Genomic DNA, 12,771 nt, shown 5'->3' on the forward strand with positions numbered 1-12,771 from the left:
ACAAGATGAGTGCTTCCACGGCAGCGCCGGCACGTGACCGGTTGCGTATCGCCATCCAGAAGAGCGGCCGTCTGGCCGAGCCGGCGCGCAGCCTGCTGGCCGCCTGCGGGCTGAGCTGGCGGCAGAGCCGCGACAAGCTGTTCTGCTACGGCGAATCGTTGCCGGTGGACCTGCTGCTGGTGCGCGACGACGACATCCCTGGCCTGATCGCCGATGGCGTTTGCGACCTGGGTATCGTCGGCCAGAACGAACTGGAAGAGCAGGCCGCAGAGCGCCGCCGCAATGGCTTGCCAGCCGCCTATCACGCGCTGCGTGGAGTTGGTTTCGGTCAATGCCGCCTGATGCTGGCAGTGCCGGAAGAATGGGACTGGCAGGGCGTGGCGCAACTGGCCGGCAAGCGCATCGCCACCAGCTACCCGGCGATCCTGGCCGATTGGCTGGAGCGCCAGGGCATCGATGCGGCGGTGGTGGAGTTGTCCGGTTCGGTGGAGATCGCACCGCGCCTGGGCACCGCCGATCTGATCTGCGATCTGGTTTCCAGCGGCGCCACCTTGGCCGCCAACCAGCTCAAGCCGGTTGAACTGGTGATGGAAAGCGAAGCGGTGCTGGCCGGCGCAGTGCGCGCGCCGGCCGATGCGCGCGCCGGCCTGCTGGCAATGCTGCTGCGGCGCATGGACGGCGTGCTCAAGCTGCGCGACAGCAAGCTGCTGATGTTCCGCGCCGAACAGGACGATGTGGATGCGTTGCGGCGCCTGCTGCCGGATGCCGACCCGCTGGTGCAGCTGCCCGACGATGGCAATGGCGCGTTGCGTTTGCAGACGATGTGCCACGGCGCGGTGACCTGGCAACGCTTGGAAGAACTCGAACGCGCAGGTGCGCAAGGCCTGATGGTGTTGACGGTGGAGCGCTCGCTGGCATGAAAATTCTTGATTGGTCCCAACTCGACAGCGCCGCTCGGACCGACGCGTTGACCCGCCCGGTGCAGACCGTGGCCGCACAAACGCGCGATGCGGTCGCCGCGTTGATTGCCGACGTACGCACGCGCGGCGATGCGGCGTTGCGCGAGATCACTGCGCGCTTCGATGGCGTGTCGCTGGAGAGCTTCGCCGTGAGCGAAGCCGACTTCGCCGCCGCCGAAGCCGCTGTGGCGCCGGAATTGCGCCAGGCCATGCAGGATGCGGTGGCACGCATCGACACCTTCCACCGCGCCGGCATGAGTGAAGGTTATGCGGTGGAAACCGCACCGGGCGTGGTGTGCGAAAAGATCGTGCGGCCGATCGGTCGTGTCGGTTTATACGTGCCGGCCGGCAGCGCGCCGCTGCCGTCCACTGCATTGATGCTCGGCGTGCCGGCGCGCCTGGCCGGTTGTCGCGAGGTGGTGTTGTGCACGCCGCCGCGCAAAGACGGCAGCGTGGATCCGGCAGTGCTGGTGGCCGCGCAGCTCACCGGCGTGCGCCGTGTGTTCAAGCTCGGCGGCGCGCAGGCGATTGCGGCGATGGCATATGGCACTGAATCGGTGCCGAGCTGCGACAAGCTGTTTGGCCCGGGCAATAGTTATGTCACCGAAGCCAAGCAGCAGGTGGCGCAATCCGGGGCTGCGGCGATCGACATGCCGGCCGGCCCGTCGGAGGTCTTGGTGATTGCCGATGCTGGCGCACAACCGTCTTTCGTCGCTGCCGACCTGCTGTCGCAGGCCGAACACGGCCCGGATTCGCAGGTGTTGTTGCTTTCCGACAGCGATGCGTTGATCGATGCCGTGCAGGTGCAATTGGAGGTACAGCTGGCGCAACTGTCGCGTGCCGACATCGCGCGCCAGGCGCTGGCGCAATCGCGCTTGATCAAGGTGCAGACGCTGGATAAAGCGTTTGCGATCAGCAACCGCTATGCACCCGAGCACCTGATTCTTGCGCTGCGCGAACCGCGCGCGTGGCTAGCCCAGGTGGAAGCGGCAGGCTCGGTATTTCTCGGCGATTACACGCCGGAAGCACTCGGCGATTACTGCAGCGGCACCAACCACGTGTTGCCGACCAGCGGTGCGGCGCGCGCGTACAGCGGTGTTAGCGTGGCCAGTTTCCAGAACATGGTGAGCGTGCAGGCGGCCAGCAAGGCCGGCATCGATGGCATCGGCGAATGCGCGTTGATTCTTGCGCGGGCAGAAGGGCTAGACGCACACGCCAATGCAGTGGCGCTGCGCATGGGAGTGGCAGCATGAGCACGTCATCGATTCTGGATCTGGTACGCGAAGATCTGCGCGCATTCGCGGGGTATGCGTCGGCGCGCACCAGCGCATTAAAGGGCGATGTGTGGCTCAACGCCAACGAGTCGGCGTGGGGCAATCCGGCCGACCCAAGCGCCAGCACACGGCGCTATCCCGACCCGCAACCCAAGGGCCTGCGCAGTGCGCTGGCGGCGCTGTACGGCTGCGCGCCGGAGCAGCTGCTGATTGGCCGCGGCAGTGACGAGGCGATCGATCTGCTGGTGCGTGGCCTGTGCGTGCCAGAGCGCGACGCGGTGCTGGTCACGCCGCCGGTATTCGGCATGTACGCTGTGTGCGCGCGGCTGCAGAATGCGCCACTGGTGGAGGTGCCGCTGGTCGATGGGCCTGATGGTTTCCACGCGGACATCCCGGCAATTGTGTCAGCGGCCTCGGCGTCGAACGCCAAGCTGGTGTTCCTGTGCTCGCCGTCTAATCCAGCCGGTTCGACGATCGCACTGGACCAGATCGAACACGCGCTGCAGGCATTGCAGGGCAAGGCGCTGGTGGTGGTGGACGAGGCTTACGGTGAATTTTCTGATGTGCCGTCGGCAGTCGGTCTGCTGGCGCGTTACGACAATCTCGCTGTGCTGCGCACGCTTTCCAAGGCGCATGCCTTGGCGGCTGCGCGTATCGGCACGCTGATTGCCAATGCTGAGCTGATTGCCTTGCTGCGCCGCTGCCAAGCGCCGTATCCGGTGCCGACGCCCTGCGCGGCGATGGCCGAGCAGGCGTTGTCTGCGCCAGCGCTGGAGGTGACCCGCCGGCGTATCGCCGAGGTACGCAGTGAACGCGAGCGCGTGCACAAGGCGCTTGTGCAGCTGACCGGTGTGCGACAGGTCTATCGCTCGCAAGGCAACTTCCTGCTGGTGCGTTTCGACGATGCCGAAGCAGCCTTCCAGGCATTGCTGGAGGCCGGTGTGGTGGTGCGCGATCAACGCGCAGTGCCGCGCTTGCCCGACGCCTTGCGCATCACCTTGGGCACACATGAACAGAACGAGCGCGTACTGAGCGCGCTGCAACGCACACAGGAGGCCGCCGCATGACCCCGATTCTCTTCGTCGACCGTGATGGCACGCTGATCACCGAGCCGGCCGACTACCAGATCGATGCGTACGAGAAACTACGCTTCGTCGATCACGTGATTCCGGCGATGCTCAAGCTGCGTGATGCCGGCTACCAGTTCGTCATCGTCAGCAACCAGGATGGGCTGGGCAGCGAGAGCTTCCCACGCGCCTCCTTCGATGGCCCGAATAACCTGATGCTGCAGATCTTCGCCAGCCAGGGCATCGAATTCCGCGAAGTGCTGATCGATTGCAGCTGGCCATCCGACAACGCACCCACGCGCAAGCCCGGCGTCGGCTTGATGGTGCCCTATTTGCAGGACCGCACTATCGACTGGGCGCGCTCAGCGATGGTCGGCGACCGCATGACCGACATCCAGTTCGCGCAGAACCTCAATATCCGCGGTTTTCAACTGCGCACAGACGAGTTCGGCGGCGAGTGGGACTGGCCCGGCATCGCCCACGAGCTGGCCGATGCGCCACGCCGCGCGCTAGTCCAGCGCAACACCAAGGAAACCAAGATCCGCGTCGAACTGGATCTGGATCGTATCGCCGAGCCCAAAACCGCCACCGGCCTGCCGTTCTTCGACCACATGCTGGAACAGATCGGCAAGCATGGCGGTTTTGCGCTGGACATCCGTGCCGAAGGCGATCTGCATATCGATGAGCACCACACCATCGAAGATACCGGCTTGGCCTTAGGTCAGGCGTTGCGCGAAGCGCTGGGCGACAAGCGCGGTATCGGCCGCTACGGGTTCGATCCGGAAAGCAGCCCGTGGCAGGTTGCCGGCGACACGGCGCAACATGGCTTCACGTTGCCGATGGACGAAACCATCGCCAGTGCTGCGCTGGACTTCAGCGGCCGGCCGTATTTCGTCTTCGATGGCGACTTCAAGCGCGAGCGCGTCGGCGACATGCCCACCGAACTGGTGCCGCATTTCTTCCGCTCGATCTGCGATGCGTCGGGTCTGAATCTGCATCTGAGCGTGCGCGGCGAGAACGATCACCACAAGGTGGAGGCCTGCTTCAAGGCGTTGGCGCGTGCATTGCGTCAAGCGATTCGCCGCGAGGGCACCGCGTTGCCCACGACCAAGGGCGCGCTATGACCGATGTTGCGCTGATCGATGCTGGCGGCGCCAATCTGGGCTCGGTGCGCTATGCATTGGAACGGTTGAGCGTTGAGGCACGCGTGGTGCGCGATGCGGCCGGCTTGCAGGGCGCGCAGCGGGTGATACTACCCGGTGTTGGTGCTGCGCCAGAGGCGATGTCGCGTTTACGCGCGCAGGGCTTGGTCGAGCCGTTGCGCGAGCTGCAGGTGCCGTTGATCGGCATCTGCTTAGGGATGCAGTTATTGTTCGAACATTCCGAAGAAGGCGATGTCGAGTGTCTGGGTCTGTTGTCGGGCATCGTGCGCCACATGACGCCCGCGCTTGGCATTCGGGTGCCGCATATGGGCTGGAATCAGCTGGTGACGATGCGCGAATCCGCATTGCTGGCTGGCCTGCCGGAGCGCGCCAGTGCCTACTTCGTGCATGGCTACGCTGCGCCGGTCACGCCCGACACGGTAGCCGCTTGCGATCACGGCGGGTTGTTCACTGCCGTTGTGCAGAACGGCCTGCGCTGCGGCGCTCAATTCCACCCTGAGCGCTCGGCCGACACCGGTGCACGCATCCTGCGCAATTTTCTTGAGATGAGCTTCCCATGAGTTTCACGGTTTACCCGGCGCTGGATATCCGTAACGGCCGCGTGGTGCGCCTGCTGCAAGGCGATTACGCACGCGAAACGCAGTACGGCGACGACGTGCTGCCGCGCGCGCAGGCGTTTGCGGATGCCGGCGCACAGTGGATGCATCTGGTCGATCTGGATGCGGCGAAAGCGGGCGGCTACACACTGGCCACCACACTTGGCGAGATTGCGCGCACCACCGGCTTGCAGGTGCAGACCGGCGGTGGTGTGCGGTCGCGCGACGATGTAGCGCGCATTCTGGGTGCGGGCGCCGCACGCGTGGTGATCGGCTCGCTGGCGGTACGCGACAGCGAGATGGTGATTGGTTGGCTGCGGGAATTTGGTGCGGATCGCCTGACGATTGCACTAGACACGCGCCAGGATGCATCTGGCATCTGGCAATTGCCGGTGCATGGCTGGACCGAAACCGCAGACGCCACGTTGGACCAGTTGGCGGTGCGTTACGCGCGGGCCGGTCTGCAACATCTTCTCTGCACCGACATTGCCCGCGATGGCATGTTGTCCGGCCCCAACATGGCGCTGTACGCGCACTTGCGTTCGCTGACGCCGCAGCTGCAGGTGCAGGTCTCCGGTGGCGCGCGCAATCTGGCCGATGTCGCCGCTGCCAAGGCCGCAGGTTGCGCCGGCATCGTGCTCGGTAAGGCATTGCTCGAAGTGCATCTGAATCTTAACCAGGCACTGGCATGCTGAGCCGTCGCATCATTCCGTGCCTGGACGTGCGCGACGGCCGCGTGGTCAAGGGAGTCAAGTTCCGCGCCCACATCGACATGGGCGATATCGTCGAACTGGCATTGCGCTACCGCGCGCAGGGCGCCGACGAACTGGTGTTCTACGACATTGGCGCCAGCCCTGAGGGGCGTTCGGTCGACTACACCTGGGTCGAGCGGGTGGCGCGCTTGATCGATATCCCGTTCTGTGTCGCCGGAGGTATTGGCGATGTGGAAACGGCGCGTGCGGTGCTACACGCCGGTGCCGACAAGATATCGATCAACTCGCCCGCGTTGGGCCGCGCGCAATTGATCTCCGAACTGGCCGATGCCTTCGGCGTGCAATGCGTGGTGGTCGGCATCGATTCGATTCGCGAGGACGATGGCGAGTGGCGCGTGCGCCGCTACACCGGCGATCCGAGCAAGACCCAGGCGCTGCCGATGCGCACGCTGGATTGGGTGGCCGAAGCGCAGCGGCTGGGCGCAGGCGAAATCGTGCTCAATTGCATGGACAACGACGGCGTGCGCCGCGGATACGACATCGCTCAGCTGCGGCAGGTGCGCGCGTTATGCCGCGTGCCGTTGATCGCTTCCGGCGGTGCTGGCGAGATGCAGCACTTTGCCGATGTGTTCGACCAGGCCGATGTGGATGGCGCACTGGCGGCCAGTGTATTTCATAGCGGTGCGATTCCGATTCCGGAACTCAAGCAATTCTTGCGCGCGCAGCAGATCGAGGTACGCGATGGGCAGTAACGAAGTGGCAACGGGCGACGCGCTCGCTGCGCTGGAGTGGAGCAAGGGCGACGGCCTGTTGCCGGTGATCGTGCAGGACGCCGACAACCTGCGCGTGCTGATGCTGGGCTACATGAATGCCGAAGCGTTGGCAGTGACCCAACAGCGCGGCGAGGTCACCTTTTTCAGCCGCAGCAAGCAGCGCTTGTGGACCAAGGGCGAGAGCTCGGGAAACGTGTTGCGCGTGGTGTCGATCGAGATTGATTGCGATGCCGACACACTGCTGGTGCAGGCGCGCCCGCATGGGCCGACCTGTCATCTGGGCCGCACCAGCTGTTTTGCCAGTGCGCCCGGGCAGTTCCTGGGTAGCCTGGATGCGTTGGTGGCCGAGCGCGAGCGCGAACGCCCGCACGGTAGCTACACCACCAAGCTGTTCGAGCAAGGCATTCGCCGCATCGCGCAGAAGGTGGGCGAGGAGGGCGTGGAAACAGCGCTGGCTGGTGTAGTGCAGGGCGATGGCGATTTGCTCGGCGAATCGGCCGATCTGCTGTATCACCTGATCGTGCTGCTGCACGCACGTGGGCTGGGTCTTGGCGATGCGGTCGCGTTGCTGGAATCGCGGCACAAGTAACTGGGTCGTATAGGAGCGCACCTGGGCGCGACGGGGCGTTCCCAATAACGCCCGTCGCGCCCGGGTGCGATCATACGGATGTGTGTCGCCATGTCTTCCGACCTTCGTACGTGCGCTGTGCGCGATGGCATGTACAATTTCCGCTGGTCTTCGCGCGGGAAAATGCATGCAACCTCGCTTCGTTTTGTTGGCACTGGGCCTGCTCGCGGGAAGCGCATACGCGCGCGACACCACGGTCGATGGCGTCGTCTATGAAGAGCGCGACGGGCGCGCCGGCCGCAGCGCCGATGAGCCGGGCATTGCCGATGTGGCTGTCTCAAATGGCGAGCAAATCGTGCGCACCGATGCGCAGGGCCGCTACCGCCTGCCGGTGCGCGATGGGCAGACGGTATTCGTGATCAAACCGGGCGACCGCCGCTTTGTGCCAGCCGCCGACGGCTTGCCGGCGTTTTGGCGCCACTACGAACCCAGCGGTTCTGCAAAACACAAATACCCCGCTATTGCAGCAACTGGCCGCAGCACGGGTAACTGGGATTTCGCGTTGACGCCGCGCGCCAGCGCCGCGGCCGATGGTTTTCAGATGCTGGTGTTTGCCGACAGCCAGACCGCCAGCCTTGCCGAGGTTGGCTACTACCAGCGCGATATTGTGGCACCGATCATCGGCAAGACCACGGCGCGGCTGGGCACGACGCTGGGCGATATTGTCAGCGACGATCTGAGCCTGTATCCGGCCTTGAACAAGGTCACCACGCAGCTGGGTGTGCCGTGGTTCCATGTGCCGGGCAATCACGATCTCAACCTGGACGCGCACGACGATGCGCAGTCGCTCGACAGCTGGCACGCGGTTTACGGCCCCGATACCTACGCGGTGGAAGAAGCCAACGCCAGCTTCGTGTTTCTGGACGATGTGATCTACACGCCCGGCGGTAAACAGGCCTATATCGGTGGCCTGCGCGACGATCAATTCGCGTTCCTGCAGAATTATCTGGCGCAGCTGCCACGCGACCGGCTATTGGTGCTGGGCATGCATATCCACCTGTTCGATGCAGTGCCGGGGCAGGAAACCTTTCGGCACGTCGATCGCCGCCGCCTGTTCGCATTGCTGAAAGAGTTTCCGCATGTGTTGGTGCTCAGTGGCCATAGCCATACCCAGCGCCAGGTGGAGCATGGTGCGGACGAAGGCTGGCAGGGCGCACGCCCGCTGCACGAATACAACGTGGGCGCGGCTTGCGGTGCGTTCTGGTCGGGTGCCAAGGACGCCGACGGCATTCCGGATGCGACCATGAGCGACGGCACTCCCAATGGCTATGCGGTGCTGCAGGTTGCCCCCAGCGGCGACTACACGCTGGCCTATCACGCCGCGCGCGCGGCCGATGATGCGCAGTTGCTGCTGCATGCGCCCAAGGTGCTGCGCAAAGGTGCGTATGCGGCGTGGGGCATCTACGCCAATGTGTTCATGGGCCAGGCCGACACCGTCGTTGAGATGCGCATCGACAACGGCGCCTGGCAGCCGATGAAGCGCGTAGAGCGCGCCGATCCGCGCGTGCTGGCAGAGAACGTGCGCGACGATGCGGCCGATGCGCTGCGCGGTTACGATCGCTCGCCGGAGGCCACGCCGTCGACGCATCTCTGGCGCGGCGCATTGCCGACCACGCTGGCAGTGGGCGAGCACACCGTCGAGGTGCGTGCGACCCTGCCGACCGGGCAGTACAACGCTAGCAAGGTATATCGCCTGCAAGCTGCTGAGCCGTAAGGCACATAACAGCGATGGTCGCCTAATGCCCTTCTTCCACCGGAAGAAGCTGCCGTGAAGGGGCGGATAAGGGGGCACGCAATGCTGACATCATCCAATCCCTCGGGCACCTCGCGCCAATGAGAATCTAGAGCACGCCAAACGATTGCTCGTTACGTTGTAGCCGCTCTTGTTGCAGCGGCAGTGGGCCGTGTCTTCGTGATATCCAGCACGGGCGGATGCGTTGCTGCGGCCTCGCAGCGTCAAAGCATTACGTCAGCTGCGCCGCTTCCTCCCGATCGCCACACACACAAACGCCTCCACAAGGGAGGCGTTTTGGGATCCGGGCTGGCAGGCGTTGGCGCGCTGGCGAAGATCGGTGCTGGCTGGCGAGTTGCTGGCTGGCCGGGCGAGTCTAGCGATACCGCGCCGATATTGACGAAATGAGAATTAGTCTCATAAATTCACTGTGGTTATCGAGTGGATGCGGCAGGCACGCGTGGCGGCCTGGACGGCGAGCTCTCTGCTTCCGTTGCCTTTGAGCGCTTCGCATCATCTACCGCTGCATCGGTCGGTTGGGTGACTGGATCGACGTCCGGGTCAGCGTCAGCATCCACGTCCACAGGCGGATACGGGTACGCAACCGCCGGCCCGAGATGCACGCCCGCGCGCCAACGTGCCAGTACCGGCGCGATGCGTTTGCCCAGCGACTGCTGCGGCAACGACGGCAACTCGCCTTCCTGTTGCTCGCGTGCGTTGATGGCGGCTTTGGCGATGTCGAATGCGGCCAGCGGGTCGTCGCTCTGGTTCATCGCATCGATCAACCACGCCTGCCCGAAGTAGGTGGCGTTGGACGTGTTGCCGCAGCCAAACGAGGGCCGGTCGGCACGCGCGGCGGTGAGGATCAACGTCTGCGGCGAGCGCAGCGCGGGAATAAAGCCGCCCGAATAGCAGGCCGACAACACGATGATGCGCTTGTCGATGCCTGCATCGTCCAGCGCCGCACGCAGATCCTGCGGGCTGATGAAATCCTCTTCTTTGGTGTCCACCCGCACGTACAGGTTGTGGTCTTCGGTACCGTGGGTGGTGACGAACAGCAGCAGCGCATCTTCCTTGCGATCCATGCGCTTGCCGATCGCAGCCAGCGTGTCGTACAGATTGTCGTAGGTCGCCAACGGCGCGTACGGATGCTCGCCTAGGTTGTCCGGGTTGTTGACCAAGGTGACCACGCGCCCACGCGCATCGAAACGCTGCTCGAACAGCTGCTTGAGGTACAGCGTCTCGTTGCGAAACACATCGTCGCTGGCGTCGCCAGCAAAGCCGACCACGTATAGATCGGTGAGGCCAGGGCGCTGCGGCTGAAGTGCTTTCAATGCGTGCGCAAGCGCGGCCTGATCGACCGGATCCACCGCGTCCTGGCTCGCTGCGGCCTGCGCCGGCAATGCAGCTCCGGCATCCGAATGGCAGCCGGCAATCAGCGCAACGACAACGATCAGCAGCGAGAATCGCCGCAACAAGGCACTCGGTCCAAAGGGAAAATGCAGCGACATGAAAAACGCCGAGAGCTAGGGAGACGGGGTGAGCAGCTGCGCGCGGTGATTGCAACGCAGACCAGCATCCCGTCAGGGAGATGCAGATAACGCGTGTGTCGCCGCAACGTACCACCGGCTCACGTAGCGCCAAGATCAGTTAACACAACGACTAAGCGACCAGTTACGCAGCCGTCATGCGGGCGAGGTCGGCGCTCGCCGCGGCGTACACCACGCGTACGCTGCGGCTTCTCCACGCCGTCCACGTCCACCTGACGACTGCACGCCACGTTTTAGTAACCTAGACAAACATCGACCGCGTTCACCAACAGGGAGCGCGGTCGCCTGGCTAAGCGTGCTTAAAACACCAGCTGGCTAAAGCTTTCCACGCGCTGATGGCTGCCGACATCATCGGCCGAACGCGGGGTGGGGTAGTCCTCCCGGCGGTCCAGCAGCGCGGTGCGCATCCCGGTACGCTTGGCTGCATCGAGCTCTTCGATCACATCTGACAGGAACAGGATCTCCGACGGCGGGACACCGATGCGCTCGGCAATCCGGCGGTAACTGGCGGCTTCGCGCTTGGAGCCAACTTCGGTATCGAACCAGTCGGTTACCAGTCCGCTCAAATCGCCGGCATCGCTGTGTGCGAAAAACAACTTCTGCGCCGGCACCGAGCCGGACGAATACACGTACAGCGGAATGCCCGCCGCGTGCCACGCCTTCAGCTGGATCGCTGCATCGGCATACATATGCGCGGTGAAGTCTGCAGTCTTGTAGCCGTCGCCCCAGATCAAGCCCTGCAAGGCCTTGAGCGCGGTGTGCTTGCGGTCCTCGTCGATCCAGGTCTGCAGCGTGGTGATCAGCACCTCGTCCGGCACGTCCTCGCCGATTTCATCGGCTACCTGGTTGAGCCAGTGGCGCACCTGCGGATGATTGCCGTGCTCGCGCACGTAAGCGGGCACGGCGCGGCGCGCATACGGGAACAACACATCCTTGACGAACGAAATGCTGCTGGTCGTACCTTCGATATCGGTGAGGATCGCTTGCGGTCGTGTCATCGTCAGCTGGCCTTGTGAGGTTTCTCGGGGGCGTAGCGGGGGAATTGTTTGGCGATTTCGGTGCCGGTGAAATGACCGACCCAGCCGTCCGGCTCGGTGAAGAAACGGATCGCCACGAAGTGCGGCTCCGGCCCCATGTCGAACCAATGCAGGGTGCTGTCGGGCACGGCGATCAGATCGTCCTTGACGCATTCGATCTCATAAACCTTGGCGTCCACGTGCAGCGTGAACAGGCCCGAGCCGGCGACGAAGAACCGCACTTCGTCTTCCTTGTGGAAGTGCTCGTCCAGAAACTTGGCGCGCATTTCTTCGCGCTTGGGGTTGTCCGGCGCGATGCTCACCACGTCCACGGTCTTGAAGCCGCGCTCGGCGCTGATGCGGTCGATGTCGGCGCGGTAGGCATCCATCACCTGCTCGGGCGTGGCGCCGGGTTCGACCGGCGCGCTGGCGTGCCAGCGTTCGAAGGTCACGCCAATCTTCTTCAACTCGGTGGCGATCGCATCGCCATCGCGGCTATCGAATTGGGGTGTGGCGGGATTGGTGTCGGCGAAGATACGCAGTCGGCTCATGGCGGTCTGGCTCACGAATGGGGGACAGGCAATACTCAGCGCGTGCCGCGCAGTTTCAGCAGTTCGAGTTCGCAATGCAGCAGGAATTCGAACGCTTCCAGATGACGACGTGCCTCGGCCATGTTGCGGCCCCAGGCATACAGGCCGTGTCCTTCGATGAGATACCCCCACATGCTCCGTTTGTCCAGCAAGGCTTCGACCTGCGCGGCCAGCACCTGCATGTCCTGGGTGTTGGCGAACACCGGCACCTCCACCGCAGTTTCATGGGTGGTGTTGCCTTCGAAGGCCTTGAGCAGTTCGTAGCCTTCCAGCCGGATCACGCCGCTGCCTGCATACAGGCGCGAGGCAACCGTCTGCACCGGCGAGTGCGTATGCAGCACGCAACCGATCTCCGGAAACCGGCGATACAGCTGGGTGTGCAGCAGGGTCTCGGCAGACGGGCGCAACGGGCGGCCAACGGCCAAACCGTCGAAGTCCACCACCATGATGTCTTCTTCGACCAAGCGACCCTTGTCGCGGCCAGAGACGGTAATGGCGGCGTGCTGTTCGTCCAGACGATGAGAAAAGTTGCTGCTGGTCGCAGGTGTCCAGCCGGCATGCGCCAGCTCTCGGATATTGGCGATCAGCACGTGCGCCAGTTCGTGCAGACGCGCGGCGCTATAGGGCAGGGGGGCAGTAGTCGCATTCATGGACCTATTCTACTGCGCCCCCGGTGTACGGGCAGGTGCAGCGCAGCAGGTCGTTTCCTG

General features: G+C 64.1%; 13 protein-coding genes and 1 other RNA gene. 10 read left to right on the top strand and 4 right to left on the bottom strand.

Annotated elements, in window-relative coordinates; all coding sequences use genetic code 11:
* Positions 1 to 5: 5 nt before the first annotated feature.
* The 9 genes from hisG (at position 6) to KWO_RS09560 (ending at position 8,887) form a co-directional block, all read left to right on the top strand.
* Positions 6 to 920, top strand: coding sequence for an ATP phosphoribosyltransferase (hisG, locus tag KWO_RS09520; protein ID WP_017113117.1), 915 nt, complete (start codon positions 6 to 8; stop codon positions 918 to 920).
* On the top strand, positions 917 to 2,212 hold the full coding sequence (gene hisD / locus KWO_RS09525; RefSeq protein ID WP_010378529.1) for a histidinol dehydrogenase: 1,296 nt from the start codon (positions 917 to 919) through the stop codon (positions 2,210 to 2,212). The genes hisG and hisD overlap by 4 nt, the downstream gene beginning before the upstream one ends.
* A complete protein-coding gene (hisC, locus tag KWO_RS09530; RefSeq protein ID WP_010378526.1) occupies positions 2,209 to 3,300 on the top strand; it encodes a histidinol-phosphate transaminase in 1,092 nt (363 codons plus the stop codon). The genes hisD and hisC overlap by 4 nt, the downstream gene beginning before the upstream one ends.
* Positions 3,297 to 4,424: a bifunctional histidinol-phosphatase/imidazoleglycerol-phosphate dehydratase HisB gene (gene hisB / locus KWO_RS09535; RefSeq protein ID WP_010378524.1), complete on the top strand. Its 1,128-nt coding sequence runs from the start codon at positions 3,297 to 3,299 to the stop codon at positions 4,422 to 4,424. The genes hisC and hisB overlap by 4 nt, the downstream gene beginning before the upstream one ends.
* Positions 4,421 to 5,023 (top strand): imidazole glycerol phosphate synthase subunit HisH, encoded by a 603-nt coding sequence (hisH, locus tag KWO_RS09540; RefSeq protein WP_010378523.1) that lies wholly within the window; start codon positions 4,421 to 4,423, stop codon positions 5,021 to 5,023. Before hisB ends, hisH begins: the two co-directional genes overlap by 4 nt.
* Positions 5,020 to 5,754 (top strand): 1-(5-phosphoribosyl)-5-[(5-phosphoribosylamino)methylideneamino]imidazole-4-carboxamide isomerase, encoded by a 735-nt coding sequence (gene hisA, locus KWO_RS09545; protein ID WP_010378521.1) that lies wholly within the window; start codon positions 5,020 to 5,022, stop codon positions 5,752 to 5,754. Before hisH ends, hisA begins: the two co-directional genes overlap by 4 nt.
* On the top strand, positions 5,748 to 6,524 hold the full coding sequence (gene hisF, locus KWO_RS09550; RefSeq protein WP_010378518.1) for an imidazole glycerol phosphate synthase subunit HisF: 777 nt from the start codon (positions 5,748 to 5,750) through the stop codon (positions 6,522 to 6,524). Before hisA ends, hisF begins: the two co-directional genes overlap by 7 nt.
* Positions 6,514 to 7,134, top strand: a complete 621-nt coding sequence (gene hisIE, locus KWO_RS09555) for a bifunctional phosphoribosyl-AMP cyclohydrolase/phosphoribosyl-ATP diphosphatase HisIE (protein WP_010378516.1) — start codon at positions 6,514 to 6,516, stop codon at positions 7,132 to 7,134. The genes hisF and hisIE overlap by 11 nt, the downstream gene beginning before the upstream one ends.
* A 166-nt stretch (positions 7,135 to 7,300) precedes the next feature.
* On the top strand, positions 7,301 to 8,887 hold the full coding sequence (locus KWO_RS09560; RefSeq protein ID WP_017113118.1) for a calcineurin-like phosphoesterase C-terminal domain-containing protein: 1,587 nt from the start codon (positions 7,301 to 7,303) through the stop codon (positions 8,885 to 8,887).
* Between the two features lie 452 nt (positions 8,888 to 9,339).
* Here KWO_RS09560 and KWO_RS09570 read toward each other — a convergent pair whose 3' ends face one another.
* Positions 9,340 to 10,416 (bottom strand): C13 family peptidase, encoded by a 1,077-nt coding sequence (locus KWO_RS09570; RefSeq protein ID WP_010378512.1) that lies wholly within the window; start codon positions 10,414 to 10,416, stop codon positions 9,340 to 9,342.
* Positions 10,417 to 10,623: 207 nt separating this feature from the next.
* Between KWO_RS09570 and KWO_RS09575 the strand changes: the two genes are divergently transcribed.
* A non-coding RNA gene (locus KWO_RS09575) (sX9 sRNA) lies at positions 10,624 to 10,697 on the top strand.
* A 57-nt stretch (positions 10,698 to 10,754) separates the two neighbouring features.
* Here KWO_RS09575 and mtnC read toward each other — a convergent pair.
* The 3 genes from mtnC to KWO_RS09590 are packed head-to-tail and all read right to left on the bottom strand — an operon-like array spanning position 10,755 to position 12,711.
* The gene (gene mtnC, locus KWO_RS09580; RefSeq protein ID WP_010378510.1) at positions 10,755 to 11,453 is read right to left on the bottom strand and encodes an acireductone synthase; all 699 of its coding nucleotides are present in this window, start codon (positions 11,451 to 11,453) and stop codon (positions 10,755 to 10,757) included.
* 2 nt (positions 11,454 to 11,455) lie between these two features.
* Complete coding sequence (locus tag KWO_RS09585; protein WP_010367150.1) at positions 11,456 to 12,022, bottom strand: 1,2-dihydroxy-3-keto-5-methylthiopentene dioxygenase; 567 nt, start codon at positions 12,020 to 12,022, stop codon at positions 11,456 to 11,458.
* A 35-nt stretch (positions 12,023 to 12,057) separates the two neighbouring features.
* On the bottom strand, positions 12,058 to 12,711 hold the full coding sequence (locus tag KWO_RS09590) for a methylthioribulose 1-phosphate dehydratase (protein ID WP_010367148.1): 654 nt from the start codon (positions 12,709 to 12,711) through the stop codon (positions 12,058 to 12,060).
* Between the last annotated feature and the right edge of the window lie 60 nt (positions 12,712 to 12,771).

The sequence above is a fragment of the Xanthomonas vasicola pv. musacearum NCPPB 4379 genome (genome assembly GCF_000277895.2).
Taxonomy (GTDB): domain Bacteria; phylum Pseudomonadota; class Gammaproteobacteria; order Xanthomonadales; family Xanthomonadaceae; genus Xanthomonas; species Xanthomonas vasicola.

Coding starts and splice junctions, on each gene's coding strand:
- hisIE (WP_010378516.1), top strand. CDS start 6,514: ATGGGCAGTAACGAAGTGGCAACGGGCGACGCGCTCGCTGCGCTGGAG.
- KWO_RS09570 (WP_010378512.1), bottom strand. CDS start 10,416: ATGTCGCTGCATTTTCCCTTTGGACCGAGTGCCTTGTTGCGGCGATTC.
- mtnC (WP_010378510.1), bottom strand. CDS start 11,453: ATGACACGACCGCAAGCGATCCTCACCGATATCGAAGGTACGACCAGC.
- hisF (WP_010378518.1), top strand. CDS start 5,748: ATGCTGAGCCGTCGCATCATTCCGTGCCTGGACGTGCGCGACGGCCGC.
- KWO_RS09590 (WP_010367148.1), bottom strand. CDS start 12,711: ATGAATGCGACTACTGCCCCCCTGCCCTATAGCGCCGCGCGTCTGCAC.
- KWO_RS09560 (WP_017113118.1), top strand. CDS start 7,301: ATGCAACCTCGCTTCGTTTTGTTGGCACTGGGCCTGCTCGCGGGAAGC.
- hisB (WP_010378524.1), top strand. CDS start 3,297: ATGACCCCGATTCTCTTCGTCGACCGTGATGGCACGCTGATCACCGAG.
- hisC (WP_010378526.1), top strand. CDS start 2,209: ATGAGCACGTCATCGATTCTGGATCTGGTACGCGAAGATCTGCGCGCA.
- hisD (WP_010378529.1), top strand. CDS start 917: ATGAAAATTCTTGATTGGTCCCAACTCGACAGCGCCGCTCGGACCGAC.
- hisA (WP_010378521.1), top strand. CDS start 5,020: ATGAGTTTCACGGTTTACCCGGCGCTGGATATCCGTAACGGCCGCGTG.
- KWO_RS09585 (WP_010367150.1), bottom strand. CDS start 12,022: ATGAGCCGACTGCGTATCTTCGCCGACACCAATCCCGCCACACCCCAA.
- hisH (WP_010378523.1), top strand. CDS start 4,421: ATGACCGATGTTGCGCTGATCGATGCTGGCGGCGCCAATCTGGGCTCG.
- hisG (WP_017113117.1), top strand. CDS start 6: ATGAGTGCTTCCACGGCAGCGCCGGCACGTGACCGGTTGCGTATCGCC.